The following is a 24,308-nucleotide window of genomic DNA, read 5'->3' as shown; positions in this document are numbered from 1 at the left end:
CATGAACGGCACCAACCACCGCATCCGAGGGAGCCGGAAGAAAGCGTGAGTGGCGAGCATGAGTGACCAGACCGCCCAGCCCGCGGGCGTCAACGGGTCCGGCACGGAGCTGATCGGCCAGATCGCCGCCTCCATCCGGCGCGAACGCGAACGCAGCGGGCTGTCGATGACCGAGCTGGCCCGGCGCGCGGGCATCGCCAAGTCGACGCTGTCGCAACTGGAGTCCGGCGCGGGCAACCCCAGCGTGGAGACGCTGTGGGCGCTCGGGGTCGCGCTCAATGTGCCGTTCAGCCGGCTCGTCGACCCGCCGCGCCCGACCGTCAAGGTGCTCCGGGCCGGGGAGGGCCCGGTCACCCACTCCGAGCAGGCCAACTACGCGGCGACCGTACTGGCCTCCTGCCCGCCGAACGCCCGGCGCGACATCTACCGGATCGAGGCCCAGCCGGGCGAGACCCGGGCCTCCGACCCCCACATGCCCGGCACCGTCGAGCACGTGATGATCGGCTCGGGCCGGGCCCTGGTCGGCCCGGCCGAGGCGCCGGTCGAACTGGGCCCGGGCGACTACATCAGCTACCCGGGCGACGCCCCGCACGTGTTCCGCGCGCTCGACCCGGACACCCTCGCGGTGATCGTGATGGAGCACATCTGACCGTCGGCCGGCCCGGGACGGCCCGGGACGCGCCCGGTTCGGGGTGCCCGGGGCGTCCCCGGTTCGGGGGTGCGCCCCGCCCGGTCCGGGGGGCGCACCGGCCGGCTACCTCAGCAGCCCGTCCAGGAACGGGTTGCCGAACACCCGGTGCGGGTCGTACCGGTCCAGCACGGCGACCGCCTCGTCCCAGCCCGGCCCGCCGCCGGACCGCAGGCTGTCCGGGATGACCCGGCCGATCACGTCCGGGTCGGACCAGGCCGCGTCGGCGGTGTAGGCCCAGCCCTTGGACCACTCCACCCGCAGGCCCGCCCGGGTGCCGTCGAAGGTCCGCAGCAGCCACTGCTCGAGGTCGCGGGCGAAGCGTTCCAGGCTGGGGGTGCCGGGGAAGGCCAGCACGTCGAGCCAGATCGCGGTGTCCCAGTCGGGCCGGTCGGCCCGGGGCCGCAGCGCGGACAGCAGCGGGGGCCGGGCGCCGGGGACGCCCGCGTACCCGGGGTCGTCCAGGCCGGTGACCCGGATCTCCACCGCGCCGTTCACCGGGAACTCGCCCCGGGCCTGGTACTCGGCGAGCAACTTCCGGTACTGGTCCGCGAATTGACTGACCACCCACTGCAGGTCGGCGCGCGCGGCCAGGACCGCGTAGCCGTTGGCGGTGACCCGCAGGGTGGTGGGCCGGACGTACTGCAGCAGGGCGCGCGACGGGCCCCAGAGGTCGGAGCGTAGTCCTCCGGCGAGCAGGTGGGTGATCAGGTCGCCGGTGAGCAGGTCGCGCAGCAGTCCGCCGGAGAGCAGGACGTCGGTGAGGTCGCCGGTGAGCGCCACCTTGGCGACGAGGTACTGGAGTTGGCCGAACAGCGGGGCGGAGGCCCAGGCGCCGCCGACGATCTGGCCGGCCAGCCGGGCCACCGGCTCCGGGACGCTGTCCGAGAAGGGGTAGTTGTAGGGCTGGTCGACGGCCCGGGAGGCGAGCGGCTTGGTCGGGGTGACGGTCCAGGTCTTGAGCCACGGGTACTCGGTGTAGGCGAACCAGATCGCCTCGACCCGGCCGTCCCGCTCGACGAAGTCGGCGAGGGTGCGCGGGCCGGCGCCGCCCGACGGACCGCCGCCCAGCACTCCTCCGAGCACTCCCCCGAGCAGGCCGCCGCCGCTGCCGGAACCGCCGCCGGAGCCGGGCCGGGCGAACAGTTCGGAGGCCGGGATGTCGAGCCGGCTGACGCAGCGCAGCGGCCGGTCGGCCCCTGCCCGCAGCACCACCTCGGTGAGGAAGGCCCGTCCGAGGTGCACCAGGAAGGCGGCGCTGTCCGCCTCGGCGCGGTCGAAGGTGCGCAGCGCGTAGCGGCCGGTGGCGGGGTCGAGGACGACGGCGGTGAGCCGGACCACCTGGTTGCTGACCGACCCGTAGCCGTGGCCGTCCGGCCGCAGCTCGCCGCCTGCGGGGGCGGCCGTGCCGTGGCCGCCGATGGCGAGCACGCCGCCCACGGTGAGGTCCCCGGGGGCCGGGCAGGCCGTCAGGCCGAGGCCGCGGTCGGCGAGATGGGCGAGCAGCGCCTCCATGCTCGCGCCGGTCTGGGCCCGGACGGTGGTGGGTGAGTCGGCGGTGAGCGCGGTGAGGTGCCGGCTGGTGTCCAGGAGCAGGACGCGGGCGTCCTCCGGGGTGCCGTCGGCGACGGTGAGCGGCGCCCAGGTGTGCCGGTAGCCGGTGGCGCGCAGCCGCCAGCCGTTGGCGTGGGCCCAGTCGGCGAGCGCCGGCACCTCCTCGGGGGTGCGCGGTGCGCAGGTCCACAGCTGGTCGGTGCGGATCTCGCCGGACCAGTTCTGGAAGACCCGCTGGTAGAGCTCGGTGCCGGCGGGCAGCCCGGGCGGTACGGGTGCGGCGGCCTCGGCGCCGTCCGGGCCGACGGTGCCGCGCAGCAGCCAGGCCGCGCCGCCGAGGGCCGAGGCGCCGAGCAGCTGCCGTCGGCTCAGGCCGCTCCCCCGGCCGGGGGCTTCCCCGCCGCCACGGCCGCGCCGGCCCCGGCCCGGGCCGTCCGCCTCGCCGTCCCCGTGCCGTTCCGTCCGCCCTGTGGTCATCCCGGTCCGCCCCTCCGCCCCCGCACTGGTGCCCCCGGGCCGCGCCGCGGCGCCTCGGGGGTGGGCCGGTGTCCGCCCGGCCCCGCCCAGGAGCGTACGAAGCACCGCACAGCCGTCTGAGCGAACCGGCCGGGATGTCACTCCTTCGAGTGATCATGTGACGAACGGCTGCGAACCTCACCCGCGGAGGCAGGGGTCGGCGCTACCCGGTGGCCCAGTGCCCGGCGCGTGCTACGGCTGCCGGATCGGTCGCCCGCGGGTGGAATACCCGGGGACCGCGCGCGGCTGCCATGATCGGCAGACCGGAGGATCGGCGGACCGACGGGCCGCAACGGATCCGTCGGCCGGTGACCCGTGACCGGGCCGATCGGCCCGTACAGGAGGTGCAGCGCGCGATGGGTGACGAGCGGGAGAGGCCGCAGGAGTACCGGGTCGAGCACGACTCGATGGGCGAGGTGCGGGTGCCGGCCGCCGCGAAGTGGCAGGCGCAGACGCAGCGGGCGGTGGAGAACTTCCCGGTGTCCGGCCAGCGGCTGGAGCGCGCGCACATCGCCGCGCTGGCCCGGATCAAGGCGGCCGCGGCCCGGGTGAACGCCCGCCTCGGGGTCCTGGACGAGGAGACGGCCGCGGCGGTCGCCGCGGCGGCCGAGGAGGTCGCGGACGGCCGGTGGGACGACCAGTTCCCGGTGGACGTGTTCCAGACCGGCTCCGGCACCTCGTCCAACATGAACGCCAACGAGGTGATCGCCACCCTGGCGAGCGAGCGGCTGGGGCGGCCCGTCCACCCGAACGACCAGGTGAACGCGAGCCAGTCGTCCAACGACGTGTTCCCGTCCTCGATCCACATCGCCGCGACCGCCGCCGTCACCCACGACCTGATCCCGGCCCTGGAGCACCTGGCGGAGGCCCTGGAGCGCAAGAGCGTCGAGTTCGCGCAGGTGGTCAAGTCGGGCCGCACCCACCTGATGGACGCCACGCCCGTCACCCTCGGCCAGGAGTTCGGCGGCTACGCGGCGCAGGTGCGGCACGGGCGGGAGCGGCTGCTGGCGACGCTGCCCCGGGTCGCCGAGCTGCCGCTCGGCGGCACGGCGGTGGGCACCGGCATCAACACCCCGCCCGGCTTCCCGGCGGCCGTGATCGAGGAGGTGGCGCGCGCCACCGGCCTGCCGCTGACCGAGGCCCGGGACCACTTCGAGGCGCAGGGAGCGCGCGACGCGCTGGTCGAGCTGAGCGGTCAGCTGCGCACGGTGGCCGTCGGGTTCACCAAGATCGCGAACGATCTGCGGTGGATGGGCTCCGGCCCGCGCACCGGCCTCGGCGAGATCAACCTGCCGGACCTCCAGCCGGGTTCGTCCATCATGCCGGGCAAGGTGAACCCGGTGCTGCCCGAGGTGGTGCTGATGGTCGCCGCCCAGGTGGTGGGCAACGACTCGACGGTGACGCTGGCCGGCGCGAGCGGCAACTTCGAGCTGAACGTGATGCTCCCGGTGATCGCCCGCAACGTGCTGGAGTCGGTGCGGCTGCTCGCCAACAGCGCCCGGCTGCTCGCGGACCGGACGGTGGACGGCATCACCGCCAACGTGGAGCGGGCGCGGGAGTACGCGGAGTCCTCGCCCTCGGTGGTCACGCCGCTGAACCGGTACATCGGGTACGAGGAGGCGGCGAAGGTCGCCAAGCAGGCGCTGGCCGAGCGGAAGACGATCCGTCAGGTGGTGCTGGAGCGCGGGTACGTCGAGCGGGGCGACCTCACCGAGGAGCAGCTCGACCGGGCGCTGGACGTGCTGCGGATGACGCACCCGTAGGGCCGGCACGACCGTTCCGGGGCGGACGTGCGCCGGGGCGCGGGGGGCTCGCGCCCTCCGTGCCCCGGACACGGGCTGCGGGGGGGGTTCAGCCCTTGGCGCGGCCGGCGCGGCCGCGCCGCATCGCTGCTCCGTTCGACGTGATCGTCGCCATCGAGATCGCCGCGAGGCCGAGCAGGAACATCACCGCACCGACGATGACGCAGGTGACGATGTTCTTGCCGTGTGCGACGGAGCCCGAGACGGCCCAGGGGGAGATGATCGTCCACACACCGAGCGCGGCGGCCGCCCAGGCCCGTGCGTGTGTCCGTTCGTAGGCCGAGCCGTAGCCGGCCATCAGCAGCGTGTAGGCCAGGCCCACGATCAGGCAGGTCACGGTCAGCGTGCTGAACGCGGTGAAGCCGACGATCCACGGCGACGCCGCGAGGAAGAGGCCGGCCAGGACGGCCAGGGCTTCCACGCCCTGGGCCCGCGGGGTCGAGGTGACCCGCTCGTAGTGCTCCCGGAGTTCGACGATGTCCGGGTGGTGCTCCATGCCGGTCGGCATATGGGTTGCCACCGATACCACCTCCTGTGGTTCCGGACCATGGAAGGGGGGTCATGCCCCGTACCCATTCTGGCTCTTCTCCATGGTTTTGCACCTGATAGTCGGGAATGACCGATAACCATCCGGTCACGCCGGTGAGCTGCGTCTCACCACTCCGTGGGCCCATTGCCTATGCAACTCGTTGCATAGCAGGATGCGGGCATGGCACTGGAGCACGCGATCCTCGTCTCGCTGCTGGAGCAGCCCGGCTCGGGCTACGAGCTGGCCCGGCGCTTCGACCGGTCCATCGGCCGCTTCTGGACCGCCACCCACCAGCAGATCTACCGGGTGCTGCGGCGGATGGAGGCGGACGGCTGGATCGCCGCGCAGGAGGTCGCCCAGGACGGCCGCCCGGACAAGAAGGTCTACTCGGCGGCCGGGCCCGGACGGGACGCGCTGGCCGCCTGGCTGCGCGAGCCGGTCGAACCGGAGACCGTGCGGCACGAGCTCGCGGTCAAGATCCGCGCCGCCGCCTTCGACGACCCGGGCGCCCTGATCTCCGAGGTCGAGCGGCACCGCGAGAGCCATGCCGCCCTGCTCGCCCGCTACCTGCACGGCGAGCAGCGGGACTTCCCCGACCTCTCCGCACTCGACACCCGGCAGGAGCTCCAGCACGTGGTGCTGCGCGGCGGCATCGAGTACGAGCGGATGACCCTCGCCTGGCTGGACGACGTGCTCGCCACGCTGCGCCGCCTCTCCGCCGGAGGCTGACGGCCGCCGGGGCCCGCAAGGCGGTCCCCGCAGGCCGGCCCGACCACCGCCGGTACCCCATGCCACTCCCCACCCTCGACCCCCGGGAGCCCGTGATGCTCTTCCACCCGCGCACCTACGACCCCGCCCAGTTCGACGAGCCGACCCGCCGTCTGCTGCGCGCGACCGTCGACTGGTTCGAGTCCCGCGGCAAGAAGGCGCTCATCGACACCTACATCGACCGCAGCTGGTACGCCGACTTCCTCGAGTTCGCGGCGAAGGAAGGCCTGTTCGCGGAGTTCCTGACCCCCACCGCGGCCGACCCGGCCAAGCGCTGGGACACCGCGCGGATCGCCGAACTGAACGAGATCCTCGGCTTCTACGGCCTGGGCTACTGGTACACCTGGCAGGTCACCATCCTGGGCCTCGGCCCGGTCTGGCAGAGCGAGAACGAGGCCGTCCGGGCCCGCGCCGCCCGGCTCCTCGCCGAGGGCCACGTGATGGCCTTCGGCCTGTCCGAGCGCACCCACGGCGCCGACATCTACTCCACCGACATGATCCTCACCCCGGACGGCGAGGGCGGCTTCACCGCGACCGGCTCCAAGTACTACATCGGCAACGGCAACGTGGCCGGCCTGGTCTCGGTCTTCGGCCGCCGTTCGGACGTCGAGGGCCCGGAGGGCTACATCTTCTTCGCCGCCGACAGCCGCCACGAGGCGTACCACCTGGTCAAGAACGTGGTGAACGCCCAGATGTACGTCAGCGAGTTCCGGCTGGAGGACTACCCGGTCCGCGCCGAGGACGTGCTGCACACCGGCCAGGCCGCCTTCGACGCCGCGCTGAACACCGTCAACGTCGGCAAGTTCAACCTCTGCACCGCCTCCGTCGGCATCTGCGAGCACGCGATGTACGAGGCCGTCACGCACGCCCACAACCGGGTCCTGTACGGCCGGAAGGTGACCGACTTCCCGCACGTGCGACGGGAGTTGACCGACGCCTACGCCCGCCTGGCCGCGATGAAGCTGTTCAGCGCCCGGGCCGTGGACTACTTCCGCACCGCCTCCCCCGAGGACCGCCGCTACCTCCTCTTCAACCCGATGACCAAGATGAAGGTCACCACCGAGGGCGAGAAGGTCATCGACCTGATGTGGGACGTCATCGCGGCCAAGGGCTTCGAGGCGGACACCTACTTCGACAAGGCCGCCAAGGACATCCGCGGCCTGCCGAAGCTCGAGGGCACCGTGCACGTCAACCTGGCGCTGATCCTCAAGTTCATGGGCAACTACCTGTTCGCGCCCGCCGACTACGCGCCGGTGCCGACCCGCCTGGACGCCGCCGACGACGCGTTCCTGTTCCGCCAGGGCCCGGCCCGCGGCCTCGGTGCGATCCGCTTCCACGACTGGCGCGCCGCCTACGACCGCAACGCCCAGCTGCCGAACGTCGCCCGCTTCCGCGAACAGGCCGACGGCTTCTGCGAGTTGCTGCTCAAGCACGCGCCGAGCAAGGAGCAGCAGGCCGACCTGGACTTCCTGCTGGAGATCGGCCAGCTGTTCGCGCTGATCGTCTACGGCCAGCTGGTGCTGGAGCAGGCCGAGCTGACCGGCCTGCCGGCCGACGTGCTGGACCAGGTCTTCGACGCGCTGGTCCGCGACTTCTCCGCGCACGCCACCGAGCTGCACGGCAAGGCGTCGACCACCGAGGAGCAGGCCGCCTGGGCGCTGGCGAACGTGCGCCGCCCGGTCGCGGACGCCGAGCGCGCGGCGAAGGTCTGGGCGCGGGTGGAGGCGCTCTCCGGCGCGTACGAGATGCAGCCGTAGGCCCGTACCCGCAGGACCCCGGGGGTGCCGGCCGGCGGGCCGGCACCCCCGGATCACCGGTGCCCGGGCGGGCTCACTGCTCCCCGAGCCCCATGTCGCGCGCCCGGGCGACCGCCTCGGCCCGCGTGGCGACGTGCAGCTTCTCGAAGATGTGGGTGACGTGGTTGCGGACGGTCTTCTCCGCGACCACCAGCTCCCGGGCGATCCGCCGGTTGTCGTAGCCGCGCGCGACCAGGTCCAGCACCTCGGCCTCGCGGGCGGTGAGCTCGGGGAAGAGCTGCCCCGCCTCGCGCATCCTCGCCCCGGCGAGCAGGGCCGTGATCCGCCCGGCCACCTCGCCGCCGAACACGGCGCCGCCCGCCGCCACGGTACGGACCGCGTGCAGCACCTCCTCCCGCCCGGCGCCCTTGACCAGGTAGCCGCGGGCACCGGCCTGAAGGGCGGCGAGCAGGTTGCCGTCGTCGTCCGACATCGTCAGCATCAGGACGGGCGGCGCCGGCTCCCCGGCGGAGAGCCGGCGGACGGCCTCCAGCCCGGAGCCGTCGGGCAGCGAGAGGTCCATGACCACCACGTCGGGGCGGTGGCGCTCGACCGCCTCCGGCACGTCCGCGACCCGCTCGGCCTCGGCCACCACGGACACGCCCTCGGCGCTCTCCAGCGCCGCCTTGAGCCCCTCCCGGAACAGGGGGTGGTCGTCGACGATCAGCACACGGACGGACGGGGCCTGGCCCGCCGGGTCCGGAGGTGCCGCCGGCTGCTGTTCATCCACCCGGCCGACACTAGCAGCGAAGCTGCGGTGACTTTCCGTGACATGCTCGGAACGTCGTCCGCACGGCGGGGCGAGGCGGACCCCGGCGTCCCGCACGGGATGCGTGACCGCTGCCTCAGGCGCCCGGGACACCGGGCGGCCGAGACTGGAGCGACCGTGCGGGACCCGCCGACCGGCGGTCCGTCCCGCCGAGGACCGCCCGGAGGGCTGCCGGGGTACCGCCCGGAGGACCGCCGGGCCTGCCGCCGCCCCGCCGGGATCCGTCCCGACCGATCCGCTCCGGTCCGTCTGCGAGGTGGTGCCATGACCACGGTGACCGTTCCCCGGCGCCGCACACCGGCCGAGAGGCAGCTCACCGCCGCGGCGGTGGCCACGGCGGTCTGCCTCGTCGTCGCCACGCTGTGGACCTGCTACGTGCTCGTCCACCTCGGCGAGCCGGGCGTCTCCCGCCCCCGGGACCTGCTCGCCGTGCTCGTCTACGCCCTGCCGACCGCGGGAGCGGGGATGCTGCTGCACGCCCACCGCCCGGGCAGCCCGCTCGGCTGGGTGCTGCTCGTCTACGCGCTCACCCTGGTGCTGCCGTACGCGGCGGACGCACCCGTCTGGGTGGAGGTCACCGATCCGGGCATCCTCGGCGCGACCGCCGCCTTCGACGCGCTGTGCCTCGTGGTGAACGTGACGCTGTTCTACACCCTGCCGCTCTGGCTGCCGGCCGGCCGGCTGACCACCCGGCGCTGGTGGTGGTACATCGGTGCCGTCGCGCTCTGGGTGATCCCGGTGACGGCCTGGACCCTGGACAGCGCCACCCTCCACGGGCGGCCCAACCCGCTGGCCGGCAACCCGCCCGGCCACCTGTTCCGCACCGTCGTGAACACCCTCTGGGACCACGACCTGCTCATCGGCGAGTGCCTGGTCGGGCTCGCCTCCGCGGTCCTGCTGGTGCGGCTGCTGCGACCGGCCGGTCCGCAGCCCGGCACCGCCGGGGCCGGACGGCACCGGCTGCGGGTGGCGGCGATGCTCGGCGCCTACCTGCTGTGGGCCGGGGCGCAGGACTTCTACGAACGCACGCTGACCGAGCACTACTGGCTCAGCTACTCGCTGTTCGCAGCCGCCGGGGCGGTCTGGGCCGTCGGGATCGGCCTGCTGGTGATCCGCGACCACGGCTGGCGGCTGCACCGGGCGGCGCGCAGCGTGCTGATCGGGCTGCTGCTGGCCACCGGCGTCACCGTGCTCTTCGTGGCCGCGGCCGCGCTGCTCTCCAGCTGGCTGCTGCCGGGGCGCGGCGGGGCGGCGCTGCTGCTGATCGCGCTGGTCTACGCGCTGGGCGCGGCCCTGCCGCGAGCGGCCCGACGGACCGTGTCCCTGGTGGACCGGCTGTACTACGGCGAGCGCGCGCAGCCGTACCAGGTCCTGCGGGCGCTCGCGGGACGGGTGCGGCAGGTGGTCGATCCGGCCCGGCTGCCGGAGGCGCTGTGCGCGACGGTCGCCGAGGAGCTGCGACTGCCGGGAGTCACCCTCGCCGTCACCACCCGGGCCGGCCGGCGCACGCTCGCCACCGCCGGCCGGCTGGACGGCCGGACCCGGGGCTTCGCGCTGGTGCACAACGGACTGCCGATCGGCGAGCTGACCGTGGGGCTGCGGGCGGGCGAGGAGCGGCTCGAGGCCAGCGACGTCGACATCCTGCGCTCGCTCGCCGACCAGGCCTCGCCCGCCGTCGCGTCGCTGCGGCTCCAGGAGGACCTCCAGGCCAGCCGGGAACAGATCGTCGCCGGGCGGGAGGAGGAGCGGCGGTGGCTGCGGCGGGACATCCACGACGGGCTCGGGCCGGCACTGGCCGGCCTGCGGCTGCGGGTGGACGGCGCGGCCTCCACCGCCGACGAGGAACTGGCCGCAACCCTGCGCGGGATCGCGGAGGGCCTCGGGATGGCCATCACCGAGCTCCGCCGGATCACCGACCGGCTCGGGCCCGCCCCGCTCGGCGAGCTCGGGCTGGCACGGGCGGTCGAGCAGTTGGCGGCCACCTTCAGCGGGACCGGCCTGGCCGTCACCGCGGAGATCGAACCGGAGCCGCTGCCGGAGCTGCCGGCCGCGGTGGAGGTCGCGGCCTACCGGATCACCGCGGAGGCGCTCAACAACGTGCTGCGGCATGCCAGGGCCAGGTCGGCACGGGTGCGGTTGCGGGTCGACGGGGAGGCGCTGGTGCTCACCGTGCAGGACGACGGGGTCGGGTACCGGGAGGGCTCCGCGGGGTCGGGGGATCCGGACGGCGGTCGTGGTGGCGGGGTGGGGCTGCGTTCGATGGCGGACCGGGCGACGGAGATCGGCGGCAGTTGCGTCGTCCGGCCGCTGGCGCGGTCCGGTGGGACGCAGGTGCTGGCGGTGCTGCCGCGCTCGACGGGGACGGGCGGCGGGGAGCAGGCGGCGGACGCGGGCGGCACGACCGGTTGACGGCTTACGGCTGACGGTTGACGGCGGCGGCCGGCGCGGCTGACGCGATCGGCGGCGGCCGACCGCAGTCGGCGCCCCCGGCGCTGGTTGCGCCGGGGGCGGTGGGGGGATGGGGGCGGTGGGCGGCGGTGTGGTGGGGCTACTGGTCCGGGTCCGGGACGTCCCTGCAACCGCCGGGCGGGCAGCCGATGTGGCCGTCCGCCGCCTGCGAGCCGCCGCCGGCGCCGGAGTCGGTGCCGGTAGCGGAGCCGGACGCAGAGGTGGCACAGGCGTGGCGCAGCACCGTGACGACCGCGATCACACCGGCGATCACGGAGGCCAGGCAGATCGTCCTGGTCACACTGTTCATTGCCATGAGGGGGTCCTCCTGATTCTTCCGAACGGCCGATCCGATCGCTCGATCGCCCTGCCTCAACTCTGCGGACGTCCGAGCCCCGACCGCATGGGCTCGGTGTCCCGTTCCGGTCCCGGAACCGCGTCCAGCAGGGCGATGTCCAGCAGGCCGATCCGGCCGAGGACGGCAGTGACCGGTCCGCCCGCGCCGGCCCGCAGGACGTACCGCTCCCCGGCCCGGACGTACACCAGGTCACCGGGGAGGAGGAGCGCTTCACCGCCGTCACCGCCGAGGAGGCCGCCGGCACCAGAGAGCGGCAGCAGGAAGGCGTCCGCCGCCGGTTCCGCGCACGGCCGGAACTCGGCGCCGGCGGCCAGTCGAACGGTGTCCACGGCGATGCGCCGAACGGGGCCGTACGCCCCCGTGCCACCGCGTTGGGCGGGTACGGCCGCGGCGGACGGGACGGGACGGACGGTGAGCACGGCGGCCGGTGAGCCGGGCAGGGCGGTGAGCCGGTGGCTGCTGCCCGGCGGGTGGTGCAGCAGCTGGCCCGGGAACAGGACCCGACCGGCCGCGGACAGCCGGCCGGAGAGCACCACCGTCGCCGACTCGACGGACTCGCAGGGGCGTTGCGCCAGGTGGAGGCCGGGCGGCAGGGTCTCGACGGTCAGTGCGGCGCGGACACCGGGCCGCCGGTCGGGATCGATCAGCCGTTGGAGGACGGGGGCGGTGCGGGGGACGGCGGCGGGGACGAGGATCACTGGGACCTCCGGGGGGCGTCAGGGGCGGTTGCGGCGCTCGGCGCGGCGTCGGGCGAGGGCGGCGCGGGTCCCGGCGCGGTGCAGGGGAGCCGTCAGGGTGAGGCAGAGCAGCTCCGCGCCGAGCGGTCCGGCCTCCAGGTGCAGGGCGTGGCCGCGCCGGGCCAGCAGCAGGTCCCCGTCCGAGGCCAGGTGGTCCGGTTCGCCGGGGAGTCGGCCGACGACGGCGGCGCCGCGCAGCACGTGGAGGACGGTCTCGGCGTCGGGCCGGCCGGGCAGCACGTGGTGGGCGCGCGGACTCAGCCGCAGGTGGTCGAAGGACTCGCAGGCGCTGGTCAGCACGGTGCGGCGGGCCAGCGAGCGGATCCGGACGCGTTCGCCGTTCGGGCCGAGGAGGACCATCGCGGAGCCGGTGTCGGTGGTGACGATCACTCGGGGTCACCCCCTTCGGGAGGGGCCTCGCACCCGCCGGGCGGGGCTCCGGTCAGGGCGGGCGCGGCCAGGACGGCGTGGAAGTACTCCAGCCCGGCCGTCCCGGCGGTGAGCACGGTCCGCGAGCCGAGCGGGAGCACCACGGCGGTGCCCTCGACCAGCGGAAGGCCGGCGTCGGGGTGGTCCGGGTGCACGGCGTCCTCGGGCAGGGCGGCGAGGCCGGAGCCGGCGGTGACGTACAGCGCGTGCTCGACGCCGTCGGCGGTCACCGCGGCGCTGCGGCCCGGTTCGAGCCGCTGCAGGCCGACGGCCCGCAGCGGGCCGGCGAGCAGGCGGCCGGGGTCGACGGCGCCGCGGCGCCGCAGGTCGGTGATGACGGTGCCCGGCATGGCGGGCGCTCCTTCCGGTCGAGGGCGGCTCTGCTGTCCGCCTCTGCGGACCACCGTCCGCGGCCCGGTGTCCCAGTCGCACGGGGGTGCCGTCCCGTCCCGATCCCGGCCGTCCGCCCGGCGCGTCCCGGGCCCTCGGCGGCGGCTGTCCCGGGGCGGGCCGGGGTCGGCCCCGGGAGGCCGCCCGGCACCGCCGTCGGTCCGTCCCGGCCCCGGCGCGCGCGCCCGGGAGCGGCGTACCGGATCGGCGTACGGTGGAACTCGGAGGCCGTGTCATGCCCGTCACCGGAACCCGCTTCACCGACCGCACCGACGCCGGCCGCCGGCTGGCCGCCCGGCTCGGCCCGTCGGGCGGCGCCGACACCGTCGTGGTGGCGCTGCCGCGCGGCGGGGTGCCGGTGGCCGCCGAGGTGGCGCGGGCGCTCGGCGCGCCCCTGGACATCTGCGTGATCCGCAAGCTCGGCGTGCCGTACCAGCCCGAGCTGGGCATGGGGGCGATCGGCGAGGACGGCGTACGGGTGCTGAACGAGCAGGTCATCCGGCTCGCCGGGGTCACCGACGACCAGCTGGCTGCGGTGGAGCGGCGGGAGCGGACCGAGCTGGAACGCCGGGCCCGTCGCTACCGGGGCGACCGTCCGCCCGCCGACCTGCGCGGGCGGACGGTGGTCGTGGTGGACGACGGCATCGCCACCGGCTCCACCGCCAAGGCCGCCTGCCGGATCGTCCGGGCGCGCGGGGCGGCCCGGGTGGTGCTGGCCGTCCCGGTGGCGCCCCGGGACTGGACGGACCGCCTGGCCGAGGTCGCCGACGAGCTGGTCTGCGTCGACACGCCGTCCCCGTTCTACGCCATCGGCGAGTTCTACCGGGACTTCTCGCAGACCGGCGACGAGGAGGTGCTGCGGCTGCTGGCCGAGGCCCGCGGCGACGGGCCTGCGGAGGCCGCCGGGGTCGACGGCGAGGTGGAGCTGCCGGCCGCCGGGGTCCGGCTGGCGGGCCGGCTGACCGTCCCGGCCGGGGCGCGCGGCGTCGTGGTCTTCGCCCACGGCAGCGGCAGCGGGCGCCACAGCCCGCGCAACCGGCACGTCGCCCGCCACCTGAACCGTGCGGGGCTGGGCACGCTGCTGTTCGACCTGCTCACCGAGGCCGAGGAGCCGGACCGGCGCAAGGTGTTCGACGTCGGCCTGCTGGGCTCGCGGCTGACCGCCGTCGCGGGGCAGCTCGGCGGGCTCCCGCAGACCCGCGGCCTGCCGCTCGGCCTGTTCGGTGCCAGCACCGGCGCCGCCGCCGCGCTCCGCACCGCCGCCGACCTCGGCCCGGCGGTGCGCGCCGTGGTCTCCCGGGGCGGTCGCCCGGACCTCGCCGGGCCGCAGGTGCTGGGCCGGGTGGACGCGCCGACGCTGCTGCTGGTCGGCGCGCTGGACCCGGTGGTGATCGACCTCAACCGGCAGGCCAGGGCCGGGCTGCGCTGCGCCAGCGAGCTGGTGGTGGTGGGGCACGCGAGCCACCTGTTCGAGGAGCCGGGCACCCTCGACCGGGTCGCCGAGCTGGCCGGGGACTGGTTCCTGCGCCATCTGCCGCCCGCCGGGAGCCCCTGACGCCGACTGCGCAGAATTCAGGCGACCACCCCGCCGGGGCAGCGCATTTTGCGCAGCCAAGGCTGGGATTTCCTGACCAGCTTGTACACATTGAGCAGTGAAAAGCCGACCTGTTGCCCAACTACCCCGACAGGAGCAAGCTCAGCGCCAGCCGCACCGCCCACCCGATCGCCGTGCGGCCGCGATCCACGCGATCCAGCGGAAGCCTCAGCGTCGAGGCCCAGAGTGGAGGAACGAGCGATGACCCCGCAGTCCCAGGCCCTTGAGTTGACCCCCGAGGAGCGCGAGGCCGGTCTCGACGCCGACCAGCTGCGCCGCCTCGTCGGCCTCGTCGAGCACGACGCCAGCACCGACCCGTTCCCCGTCACCGCCCAGGACGCGGTCGTCTTCGTGGTCGGCAACGCGACCCAGACGGCCCAGTTCTACCAGGTCGTGTTCGGCATGGAGCTGGTGGCCTACTCCGGCCCGGAGACCGGGCGTCGCGACCGCAAGGCCTACGTGCTCCGCTCCGGCTCGTGCCGCTTCGTGATCAAGGGCGGTGTCCAGCCGGACAGCCCGCTGCTGGACCACCACCGCCGCCACGGCGACGGCGTGGTCGACCTCGCCCTGGAGGTCCCGGACGTCGACCGGTGCATCGAGCACGCCCGGGCGAGCGGCGCCACCGTTCTGGAGGAGCCCAACGACGTCTCCGACGAGAACGGCACCGTCCGCCGCGCGGCCATCGCCACCTACGGCGAGACCCGCCACACCCTGATCGACCGCTCCCGCTACCACGGCCCGTACCTGCCGGGCTACGTCACCGCGCAGAGCAGCGTCACCCACCCCGAGGGCACCCCCAAGCGCCTGTTCCAGGCCCTCGACCACGCCGTGGGCAACGTCGAGCTGGGCCGGATGGACGAGTGGGTCCGGTTCTACAACCGGGTCATGGGCTTCGTGAACATGGCCGAGTTCGTCGGCGACGACATCGCCACCGAGTACTCCGCCCTGATGTCCAAGGTCGTCGCCAGCGGCAACCACCGGGTGAAGTTCCCGCTCAACGAGCCGGCCGTCGCCAAGAAGAAGTCCCAGATCGACGAGTACCTGGAGTTCTACGCCGGCCCCGGCTGCCAGCACATGGCGCTCGCCACCAACGACATCCTCACCACCGTGGACGTGCTGCGCGCCCGCGGCGTGGAGTTCCTCTCCACCCCGGACGCCTACTACGACGACCCGGAGCTGCGCGAGCGGATCGGCAAGGTCCGGGCGCCGATCGAGGAGCTGAAGAAGCGCGGCATCCTGGTCGACCGCGACGAGGACGGCTACCTGCTGCAGATCTTCACCAAGCCGATCGGCGACCGCCCGACGGTCTTCTACGAGTTCATCGAGCGGCACGGTTCGCTGGGCTTCGGCAAGGGCAACTTCAAGGCGCTCTTCGAGTCCATCGAGCGCGAGCAGGACCGCCGGGGCAACCTGTGAGCGTCGGGCTCGAACCCGATCTGACGCCCTGACGGACGGCGAGGAGGAGCACGGAGATGGCGTACTACCGGCAGCTGGGCAGCATCCCGCCCAAGCGGCACACCCAGCACCGCACACCCGAAGGCGGTCTGTACTACGAGGAGTTGATGGGCGAGGAGGGGTTCTCCTCCGACTCGTCGCTGCTCTACCACCGGGGCATCCCCTCGGCGGTGGTCAACGCGGTGCCCTGGGAACTGCCGGACCAGTCCACGGTGCCCAACCATCCCCTGCTCCCCCGCCACCTCAAGCTGCACGAGCTGTTCGCGGACCAGGAGTGGAAGTCCGCGGACGTCGTGGGCAGCCGCCGGCTGGTCCTCGGCAACGGCGACGTGCGGATCTCGTACGTCGCCGCCGGGGCCCCGAGCGAGCTGTACCGCAACGGGCTCGGCGACGAGTGCGTGTACGTGGAGTCCGGCGCGGGCACGGTCGAGACGGTCTTCGGCTCGATCGAGGTCGGCCAGGGCGACTACGTGATCATCCCGCGGGCCACCACCCACCGCTGGGTGCCCTCCGGCGACGAGCCGCTGCGCGCCTACTGCATCGAGGCGAACAGCCACATCACCCCGGTCAAGCGCTACCTCTCCAAGTACGGGCAGCTGCTGGAGCACGCGCCGTACTGCGAGCGGGACTTCCGCGGTCCGGTCGGGCCGCTCGTGGTGGACGCCCCCGGGGACGTCGACGTGCTGGTCAAGCACCGGGGTCCGGACGGGATCTCGGGCACCCGCTACACGGTGCCGCACCACCCCTTCGACGTGGTCGGCTGGGACGGCTGCCTGTACCCGTACGCCTTCAACATCAGGGACTTCGAACCGATCACCGGCCGGATCCACCAGCCGCCGCCGGCCCACCAGGTGTTCGAGGGCAACAACTTCGTGATCTGCAACTTCGTCCCGCGCAAGGTGGACTACCACCCGCTGTCCATCCCGGTGCCGTACTACCACGCCAACGTGGACAGCGACGAGGTCATGTTCTACTGCGGCGGCGACTACGCGGCCCGCAAGGGCTCGGGCATCGGCCAGGGCTCGATCTCCCTGCACCCGGGCGGGCACACCCACGGGCCGCAGCCGGGCGCGTACGAGCGCAGCATCGGCGCGGAGTTCTTCGACGAACTGGCGGTCATGGTCGACACCTTCCGGCCGCTGGAGCTCGGCGAGGGCGGCCGGGCCAGCGAGGACGCGAACTACGCCTGGACCTGGGCCGGTCGGGGGCCCGGGCGATGAGCGCACCGGCTTTCCCGGGGGCGGTCCCCGAGCTGTTCCGCGGGCTCTTCGACGACGCGGCGGTGTTCCCTCCGGGGAACCTGCCGGTCGCCGAGGCCGTGCCCGCACACCGGGCCCACCGCGAGGCCTGGTACGCCGAATCGGTCGGCCCGCTCCTGTGCGGGGCGGGCCGCCTGGGCGAGTTGACCGCCGCGGCGAGCGACCGGGCGGCGGGCGGACCGGCGGGTGCCGGGGTGCTCAGGGTCGGGCTCGTACTGCCGGGGGGCAGTGCGGAGCTCGGCCCGGCGCTCGACGCCACCGCGCCGTTCGAGCCGGCCGGCGTCGAACTGGCCGGCGTGGAGCTGGCCACCCGGGACGCCGCCGAGGCCGTCGCCGAGCTGGACCGGCTGCTGCCCCCGCACGTGCCGGCCGCCGTCGAGCTGCCGCGCGAACTCCTGCGCGGCGACGCCCTGGACGCGGCGCTGGACGTGCTGGTCGACAGCCCGTACCGGGCGAAGTTCCGCACCGGCGGGCTGGCCGCGGAGGCGTTCCCGGACGAGGACGAGCTGGCCGCCTTCCTCACCGGCTGCGCGCAGCGCGGCCTGCCGTACAAGTGCACGGCCGGGCTGCACAACGCCGTCCGGCACACCGACCGCGAGACCGGTTTCGAGCACCACGGCTTCCTCAACGTGCTGCTGGCCGCCCAGGAGACGGAGCGGGCGGCGGCGGCCGCGGTGCTGGCGGAGCGCGACGGCGAGGTGCTGGCCAAGGCCGTTCGTTCACTGAGCGACCGTCAGGTTACGGTGATCCGCAATTCGTTCACCGCGTTCGGCACCTGCAGCATCGCCGAGCCGCTGGCCGACCTGGCCGCGCTCGGCCTGCTGCCGCCGCCCGACCGACTGCCCCAGGAGGACCGTTGAGCACCACCCCCAGCAGCTGGCTCGCCAGTGCCCAGGACTCGCCGTTCGGCGTGCACAACCTGCCGTACGGCGTCTTCACCGCCGACGACCAGCCCGGGCGGCGCCGGATCGGCGTGCGCGTCGGGGACTTCGTGCTGGACGCCGGGGCGGCCGCCCGCGCCGCCGGGGCGCCGTCCGCACTGCTGGACGCGGACTCGCTCAATCCGCTGATGGCGGCCGGCCGTTCGGCCTGGACCCGGGTGCGCACCGACCTGACCACCTGGCTGACGGACGCCTCCTACCGCGAGGCGCTCTCGCCCGCGCTGCTGCCGGCGGACGAGGTCGGCTTGCACCTGCCGTTCGAGGTCGCGGACTACGTCGACTTCTACGCCTCCGAGCACCACGCCACCAACCTGGGCCGGATCTTCCGCCCGGGCTCGGAACCGCTCACCCCCAACTGGAAGCACCTGCCGATCGGTTACCACGGCCGGGCGGGCACGGTGGTGGTCTCCGGCACGCCGGTGGTGCGCCCGCACGGGCAGCGCAAGGCACCCGCCGACGCCGCACCGGCCTTCGGGCCGTCGCGCCGGCTGGACATCGAGGCCGAGGTCGGCTTCGTCGTCGGCACGCCGTCGCAGCTGGGGCAGCCCGTCCCGCTGGACGACTTCCGCGAGCACGTCTTCGGCGTCTGCCTGCTCAACGACTGGTCGGCGCGGGACATCCAGGCCTGGGAGTACGTGCCGCTCGGCCCCTTCCTGGGCAAGTCCTTCGCCACGTCGGTCTCGCCGTGGATCGTGCCGCTGGACGCCCTCGAGCACGCCCGGGTCGCGCCGCCGGCGCGCGACGTCGAGCCGCTGCCGTACCTGGACGACCGGGGCGGCGAACCGTGGGGCCTGGACCTGGCGTTGGAGGTCCGGCTGAACGGGCACCTGGTCTCCCGGCCGCCCTTCGCCGCGATGTACTGGACGGCCCAGCAGCAGCTGACCCACATGACCGTCAACGGAGCCTCGCTGCGCACCGGCGACCTGTTCGCCTCGGGCACGGTCAGCGGACCGGAGCCGGACACCCGCGGCGCACTGATCGAGCTGACCTGGAACGGCGAGGAGCCGATCAAGCTCCCGGACGGCACGACCAGGACCTTCCTGGAGGACGGCGACGAGGTCGCCATCACGGCGACGGCCCCGGGACCGGACGGCACGGTGGTCGGCTTCGGCGAGGTCTCGGGCCGGGTCAGCGGCTGAGGACGGCGGCCGGTGACAGCTGACGGATGACGGACGGCGGACGACGGCCGGCAGGCTCCGCGCGACGGAACCTGCCGGCCGTCAGCGCGAGCTGCGGCCCGACGCCGGCCCCGACGCCCTGGCCGGCCCCTTCTCCCCGGCCGTCCAGGACACGTCCCAGCGGGCCCGCGACGGCGCCACCGCCGACGACCCGGCCCTCGTCGCCGACCCGGCCCCGCGCGTCCGGCCGTGCCGGCCCGGGACACCCCGGTGATCACGGCGCCCCCACCCCTCCCGGTACGGTGGACGGCGGAAGTCCACATCGATCGGGGCACGGGAGCGGAGCCGATGAGCGCGGAGACGGCGGAGGTCCAGGCCTTCCTGGACGGCGACGGCGGTACCGGCGGCGGGCTCGGACGGCTCGTGCTCAACCGCCCGCGGGCGCTCAACGCGCTGACCCACGGCATGGTCACCGCCCTGCGCGCGACCCTGGACGAGTGGGCCGCCGACGACCGGGTCCGCGCCGTCGTCCTGACCGGCTCCGGCGAGCGCGGTCTCTGCGCCGGCGCCGACCTGCGCGCGATGCACCGGGACGTGACCGCCGGCGGGGCCGGCACCCGCGCCTTCTTCCGCGACGAGTACCGGCTGAACGCGCTGATCGCGGAGTACCCCAAGCCCTACGTCGCGGTGATGGACGGCATCACCATGGGCGGCGGCGTCGGCCTGTCCGCCCACGGCGCGGTGCGGATCGTCACCGAGCGCTCCGTCGTCGCCATGCCCGAGACGCGGATCGGTCTCGTCCCGGACGTCGGCGGCAGCCGACTGCTCGCCCGCGCCCCGGGCGAGTCGGGCACCCACCTCGGGCTCACCTCGGCCTCGATGGGCCCCGGCGACGCCCTGCTGTGCGGCTTCGCCGACCACTTCGTGCCGTCCGCGCGCATCCCCGAGCTGCTCGCCGCCCTGGCCCGCAGCACCGATCCGGCCGCCACCGTCGCCGCCCACGCCGAGGCCGCGCCGCCGTCCGCGCTCGGCGCCCACCGCGAGTGGATCGACGACTGTTACGCGGCCGACACCGTCGAGGAGATCGTCGAGCGCCTGCTCGACTCCGGGGTCCCGGAGGCGAAGGAGGCCTGCGAACTGGTCCTCGGCAACTCCCCGACCGCCGTCAAGGTCACCCTGGCCGCGCTGCGCCGGGCCCGTGCGCTGCCCTCGCTGAGGGCCGTGCTCGACCAGGAGTACCGCGTCTCCTGCGCCGCCCTGGAGGGCCCCGACCTGGTCGAGGGCATCCGCGCCCAGGTCGTCGACAAGGACCGCGATCCGCACTGGTCGCCGCGCACGCTCGCCGAGGTGGCGGAGGCGGACGTCGCCCGCTTCCTCGCCCCGCGCAAGGGCGACGAACTGGGTCTGGGCTGACCCCGACCCGGGCTGACCCCGACCCGGGGCGATTCCAACCCGGGCCGACCCCGACCGATCGGGCCCGATCGGGACCCGCCGGGTTCCCGCCGGTTCCCGCCCGCTCCACCACTCGTGACCGGCGTCTCGCATGCCAAGACTGGCGCGATCCGGGGCGCGTCGTAGATCGTTGGGTGGTCAGTGCGCCCGTGCGGCGCCGAGCAGCGGAAAGGGAGTCAACGGCGATGACCGAGACCGAGACCGAGACCTACGAGACGATCCTGGTCGACCGCAAGGGCCGGGTGGGGCTGATCACCCTGAACCGGCCGAAGGCGCTCAACGCGCTGAACACCCGGCTGATGAACGAGGTCGTGGCGGCCGCCACGGCGTTCGACCGGGACCCGGAGATCGGGTGTCTGGTGATCACCGGCTCCGAGAAGGCCTTCGCCGCCGGCGCCGACATCAAGGAGATGCAGGGCAACCGGTTCCCCGACGTGTACCTGGACGACTGGCTGGGCCCCTGGGACCGGCTCGGCCGGCTGCGCAAGCCGGTCGTCGCGGCGGTGGCCGGATTCGCCCTGGGCGGCGGCTGCGAGCTGGCGATGCTGTGCGACATCCTGCTGGCCGCGGACACCGCGAAGTTCGGGCAGCCGGAGATCAAGCTCGGCGTGATCCCGGGCATCGGCGGCTCGCAGCGGCTGACCCGGGCGGTCGGCAAGGCGAAGGCCATGGAGCTGTGCCTGACCGGCCGGATGATGGGCGCCGAGGAGGCCGAGCGGGCCGGCCTGGTCTCCCGGATCGTCCCGGCCGATCAACTGCTCGACGAGGCCCTGGCCACCGCCGAGGCCGTCGCGGCGATGTCCACCCCGGCGGCGATCATGATGAAGGAGAGCGTCAACCGCGCCTTCGAGACCACCCTCGCCGAGGGCGTCCGCTTCGAACGCCGGCTCTTCCACGCCGCCTTCGCCACGGCGGACCAGAAGGAGGGCATGGCGGCCTTCGCCGAGAAGCGGGCGCCGAAGTTCGAGAACCGCTGAGGACCGGCGGCCCAGGTGACGGCTGGCGGCTGGGACGGCCAGGTCAGCCGTTCGCCGTCACCTGTTCCCCGCCGTCCTCGACCAGCACGGTGGTGAGCCGCGCCAGCCCGCTGCGGGTGGCGGCGACCACGATCCGGTCGCCCGGGGCCAGCCGCCGGGTGCGGTCCGGGACGTTCCACTGCAGGTGGCCGGTCCGCGCCGGGCGGACCGCGATCACCCGGACGCCGCCCGGGTCCTCCAGGTCGTGCCGGTTCAGGCCGATCAGCCCGCTGCCGTCCTCCACCGTCAGGTCGGCGATCAGCAGCACGTGCCGGAACACCGAGAGCGTGCCGCGCACCTCACTGCCCATCAGGGCCGCGGCGAAGGCGGGCGCGGCCAGGTAGGAGACCGACCGGGAGGCCGCGTTGTCCAGCGTCCGGTAGACGTGGGCGGCGAAGTCATCGTCGAACAGCCGCATCACCACCCGCACCTCGGGATTGCCGTGCCGCGCCTCCAGCGCCGCCTCCAGGTTGGTGGCGTCGTCGCCGCTGACCGCGACCACGGCCCGGCTGTGCCTCAGCCGGGCGCGCCGCAGCTGTTCCTCGAACGGCCCGTCGCCGAGCACCACCGGGATGCCGAGCGCCCGGACGGCGGCGATGCCGCGAGCCTGCGGGTCCCGCTCCATGCAGACCACCGGCACGCCCAGTTCGTGCAGTTGGGTCGCGACACGGGTGCCGACGTTGCCGAGCCCGACGACGATCACGTGGTCCCGGGTGCCCGCACCGGGGTTGCGGGGCAGCCCGCGCCGCCCCGAGCCGAGCACCTCCACCGCGATGGCGGTGGCCACCGGCGCGAAGGTGATCCCGCAGATGGTGATGACCACCTGGGCGACCCGCTGCCAGAGGCCGCCCGTCCCCGTGCCGGCGGCGACGTCGGCCCGCTGGTCGGGCTGGGCGGCGCCGGCCAGGTCGAGCAGCGAGGTGTAGACCGTCCAACCGAAGTCCCGGTTGAGGTACCAGAGCACGCCGAAGGACATCAGGACGGCGGCGAGCGCTGTGAGCAGCACCAGCCGCAGCCGGGCGCTGGTGAAGAAGCGCAGGGCGTCGAGCACCCGCCAGCGCAGCCGCCGCACCCAGCTGATCGGCTCCCGGGGTTCGACGGGCAGCGCCTGCAGCGCGGCCCTGCCGCCCGGCGGTTCCTCGGGCCCGGCGGGTGGCACCGGCTCGCGGCGTGCCCGGCCGGGCAGGACCGGTCCGTCGTCGCCGAACTCGCTGGCGAGGCGGACGAACTCGGCTGAGCCGCCGTCCTCCTCGGGCAGCAGCCGGATCCTGCCGAGGTCCTGCCGGTCGATCCGGTCGGCGACCATGCAGATCCGGTCGGAGGTGATGGCGTCGTCGAAGGCGATGTGCAGGTAACGCCCGTCGACCTCGACGGAGTTGGGCCGACCGAGCGCGGCGGCGGCGAAGGCCGGGGCAGCGGTGGCGGAGCCGGACAGCGCGGCGCCGTTCCTGAGGAACCGCTGGATGTTCTCACCGAGGCGCTGGTTGAACATCCGGAACACGATCCGGATGTCCGGGTTGTGGTTCTGGGCGCTGAGCGCGGCGTGGATGTTCTCCTGATCGCTGCCCTCGACCAGGGCGAGCCCCCGGGCGGTGCCGACGGAGACCGCGCGCAGCGCCTCGTCGGTGACGCTGGGGTACTCCACCACGGCGGCGACGCCGGGGAGTTGTTCGATCTGCGGCGCGTGGTCGCGGGTCCGGTCGGCGACCAGGACGACGACCGGGACCTCGTAGTGGTCGACGAGTTCCAGGACCAGCCGGTGCGCCAGCGCGTTGCCCCCGCAGACGATGTAGTGCTGGCTGATCGGCTCGACCGGAGGGGTCCCCCACCCTTCAGACGTCATACCGACGGATGCTATCGCCGGCCGGTGACCGGCGGGTGGCGTTCCGGCGACTGCCGGACGTCATTCGAACGGCCGTGCCCGGCGGGCAGGCCGGGGGCGCGGCGACCAGGCTGGGGTTCGTTCTCCGTTCCGAGCCCGTTCCGAGCCCGTCCCGTCCTCCCGGCCGTGCGCCGCTTCCCCGGCCCGCTGTTCGCCTCCGCCCCCTCGAGGAGTACTCCACCGTGGCACCTCCGACCATCACTCCCGACGGCTCCCCGGTCCAGGGCCCGCTCGGAACGCTCGCCAAGGCCGCCTGGCAGGTCCTCCTGGCCGCCGGCGTCGCCTCGCTCGCCCTCGGGATCGTGGTCTTCGTCTGGCCCCGGGAGACGCTGCTGGTGGTGGGCGTGCTGTTCGGCCTGTACCTGCTGGTCATCGGCATCGTCCAGCTGGTCGCCGCGTTCGGCACCCACGTGTCCACGGCCATGCGGGTGCTGGCCTTCATCAGCGGCGCGATCTGCGTGCTCCTCGGGCTGCTCTGCTTCCGGAGCGCTGCGCAGTCACTGCTGCTGCTCGCGCTCTGGATCGGCATCGGCTGGCTGTTCCGCGGCATCACGCAGTTCGCCGCCGCGGTCTCCGACCCGCTGATGCCCGCCCGGGGCTGGCAGGCCTTCGCGGGAGCGGCCAACACCCTGGCCGGTGTGCTGCTGATGGTCTGGCCGGTCGGCTCGATCACCGCACTGACCGTGCTGGCCGGGTGCTGGCTGCTGATCCTCGGCGTGGTCGAGATCGCGACGGCCATCCGGGTGCACGCCCACGCCAAGCAGCTCCCGTCGGGGGCCTGACCGGCCGGGCCCGCGCCCGGCCGGG

Annotated in this window: 21 protein-coding genes; 13 read left to right on the top strand and 8 right to left on the bottom strand. The window is 74.3% G+C overall.

Features of this window, described 5'->3' with window-relative positions; genetic code table 11:
• Nucleotides 1–58: 58 nt before the first annotated feature.
• Nucleotides 59–649 carry a helix-turn-helix domain-containing protein gene (locus tag ABT247_RS01810; protein ID WP_350736346.1) on the top strand — a complete coding sequence of 197 codons (591 nt, stop codon included), beginning with the start codon at nt 59–61 and terminating at the stop codon, nt 647–649.
• Nucleotides 650–754: 105 nt separating this feature from the next.
• Here the strand turns inward: ABT247_RS01810 and ABT247_RS01805 are convergent, their stop codons facing one another.
• Complete coding sequence (locus ABT247_RS01805; protein ID WP_350736344.1) at nt 755–2,719, bottom strand: cholesterol oxidase substrate-binding domain-containing protein; 1,965 nt, start codon at nt 2,717–2,719, stop codon at nt 755–757.
• Between the two features lie 395 nt (nt 2,720–3,114).
• Between ABT247_RS01805 and ABT247_RS01800 the strand changes: the two genes are divergently transcribed.
• Nucleotides 3,115–4,521, top strand: a complete 1,407-nt coding sequence (locus ABT247_RS01800; protein ID WP_350736341.1) for a class II fumarate hydratase — start codon at nt 3,115–3,117, stop codon at nt 4,519–4,521.
• Nucleotides 4,522–4,609: 88 nt separating this feature from the next.
• On the opposite strand, the gene ABT247_RS01795 is transcribed toward ABT247_RS01800, so the two are convergent.
• A complete protein-coding gene (locus ABT247_RS01795; protein ID WP_350736338.1) occupies nt 4,610–5,080 on the bottom strand; it encodes an SPW repeat protein in 471 nt (156 codons plus the stop codon).
• Between the two features lie 189 nt (nt 5,081–5,269).
• Between ABT247_RS01795 and ABT247_RS01790 the strand changes: the two genes are divergently transcribed.
• A complete protein-coding gene (locus tag ABT247_RS01790) occupies nt 5,270–5,818 on the top strand; it encodes a PadR family transcriptional regulator (protein ID WP_350736335.1) in 549 nt (182 codons plus the stop codon).
• A gap of 59 nt (nt 5,819–5,877) precedes the next feature.
• Nucleotides 5,878–7,614 carry an acyl-CoA dehydrogenase family protein gene (locus tag ABT247_RS01785; protein WP_350736332.1) on the top strand — a complete coding sequence of 579 codons (1,737 nt, stop codon included), beginning with the start codon at nt 5,878–5,880 and terminating at the stop codon, nt 7,612–7,614.
• A gap of 73 nt (nt 7,615–7,687) precedes the next feature.
• Here the strand turns inward: ABT247_RS01785 and ABT247_RS01780 are convergent, their stop codons facing one another.
• Nucleotides 7,688–8,383, bottom strand: coding sequence for a response regulator (locus ABT247_RS01780; protein WP_350736329.1), 696 nt, complete (start codon nt 8,381–8,383; stop codon nt 7,688–7,690).
• 303 nt (nt 8,384–8,686) lie between these two features.
• On the opposite strand from ABT247_RS01780, the gene ABT247_RS01775 reads away from it, so the two are divergent.
• Entirely contained in the window at nt 8,687–10,831 is a 2,145-nt protein-coding gene (locus tag ABT247_RS01775; RefSeq protein ID WP_350736326.1) for an ATP-binding protein, read from the top strand.
• A gap of 139 nt (nt 10,832–10,970) precedes the next feature.
• Here ABT247_RS01775 and ABT247_RS01770 read toward each other — a convergent pair whose 3' ends face one another.
• The 4 genes from ABT247_RS01770 to ABT247_RS01755 are packed head-to-tail and all read right to left on the bottom strand — an operon-like array spanning nt 10,971 to nt 12,744.
• On the bottom strand, nt 10,971–11,186 hold the full coding sequence (locus ABT247_RS01770; RefSeq protein ID WP_350736323.1) for a hypothetical protein: 216 nt from the start codon (nt 11,184–11,186) through the stop codon (nt 10,971–10,973).
• Between the two features lie 56 nt (nt 11,187–11,242).
• Nucleotides 11,243–11,926: a hypothetical protein gene (locus ABT247_RS01765; protein ID WP_350736320.1), complete on the bottom strand. Its 684-nt coding sequence runs from the start codon at nt 11,924–11,926 to the stop codon at nt 11,243–11,245.
• A gap of 18 nt (nt 11,927–11,944) precedes the next feature.
• On the bottom strand, nt 11,945–12,355 hold the full coding sequence (locus tag ABT247_RS01760) for a cupin domain-containing protein (RefSeq protein ID WP_350736318.1): 411 nt from the start codon (nt 12,353–12,355) through the stop codon (nt 11,945–11,947).
• A complete protein-coding gene (locus ABT247_RS01755) occupies nt 12,352–12,744 on the bottom strand; it encodes a hypothetical protein (protein ID WP_350736315.1) in 393 nt (130 codons plus the stop codon). The genes ABT247_RS01760 and ABT247_RS01755 overlap by 4 nt, the downstream gene beginning before the upstream one ends.
• A gap of 275 nt (nt 12,745–13,019) precedes the next feature.
• Here ABT247_RS01755 and ABT247_RS01750 point away from each other — a divergent pair, with 275 nt between their 5' ends.
• From ABT247_RS01750 to ABT247_RS01720, 7 genes are all read left to right on the top strand, one after another.
• Nucleotides 13,020–14,339, top strand: a complete 1,320-nt coding sequence (locus tag ABT247_RS01750; RefSeq protein ID WP_350736312.1) for a phosphoribosyltransferase family protein — start codon at nt 13,020–13,022, stop codon at nt 14,337–14,339.
• A 240-nt stretch (nt 14,340–14,579) separates the two neighbouring features.
• Nucleotides 14,580–15,794, top strand: coding sequence for a 4-hydroxyphenylpyruvate dioxygenase (hppD, locus tag ABT247_RS01745; RefSeq protein WP_350736309.1), 1,215 nt, complete (start codon nt 14,580–14,582; stop codon nt 15,792–15,794).
• Nucleotides 15,795–15,850: 56 nt separating this feature from the next.
• On the top strand, nt 15,851–17,053 hold the full coding sequence (locus ABT247_RS01740) for a homogentisate 1,2-dioxygenase (RefSeq protein ID WP_350736306.1): 1,203 nt from the start codon (nt 15,851–15,853) through the stop codon (nt 17,051–17,053).
• Entirely contained in the window at nt 17,050–17,952 is a 903-nt protein-coding gene (locus ABT247_RS01735; RefSeq protein WP_350736304.1) for a hypothetical protein, read from the top strand. Before ABT247_RS01740 ends, ABT247_RS01735 begins: the two co-directional genes overlap by 4 nt.
• On the top strand, nt 17,949–19,172 hold the full coding sequence (fahA, locus tag ABT247_RS01730) for a fumarylacetoacetase (RefSeq protein ID WP_350736301.1): 1,224 nt from the start codon (nt 17,949–17,951) through the stop codon (nt 19,170–19,172). The genes ABT247_RS01735 and fahA overlap by 4 nt, the downstream gene beginning before the upstream one ends.
• Before the next feature lie 327 nt (nt 19,173–19,499).
• Nucleotides 19,500–20,564, top strand: a complete 1,065-nt coding sequence (locus ABT247_RS01725; RefSeq protein ID WP_350736298.1) for an enoyl-CoA hydratase/isomerase family protein — start codon at nt 19,500–19,502, stop codon at nt 20,562–20,564.
• A gap of 224 nt (nt 20,565–20,788) precedes the next feature.
• A complete protein-coding gene (locus tag ABT247_RS01720) occupies nt 20,789–21,580 on the top strand; it encodes an enoyl-CoA hydratase (RefSeq protein ID WP_350736295.1) in 792 nt (263 codons plus the stop codon).
• Nucleotides 21,581–21,623: 43 nt separating this feature from the next.
• Here the strand turns inward: ABT247_RS01720 and ABT247_RS01715 are convergent, their stop codons facing one another.
• The gene (locus ABT247_RS01715; RefSeq protein WP_350736291.1) at nt 21,624–23,462 is read right to left on the bottom strand and encodes an NAD-binding protein; all 1,839 of its coding nucleotides are present in this window, start codon (nt 23,460–23,462) and stop codon (nt 21,624–21,626) included.
• A gap of 221 nt (nt 23,463–23,683) precedes the next feature.
• Between ABT247_RS01715 and ABT247_RS01710 the strand changes: the two genes are divergently transcribed.
• Nucleotides 23,684–24,283 carry an HdeD family acid-resistance protein gene (locus tag ABT247_RS01710; protein ID WP_350736288.1) on the top strand — a complete coding sequence of 200 codons (600 nt, stop codon included), beginning with the start codon at nt 23,684–23,686 and terminating at the stop codon, nt 24,281–24,283.
• Nucleotides 24,284–24,308: the final 25 nt, after the last annotated feature.

The sequence above is a fragment of the Kitasatospora sp. NPDC001539 genome (assembly GCF_040298565.1).
GTDB lineage: Bacteria > Actinomycetota > Actinomycetes > Streptomycetales > Streptomycetaceae > Kitasatospora.
This window is presented reverse-complemented; position numbering and strand designations above follow the sequence as displayed.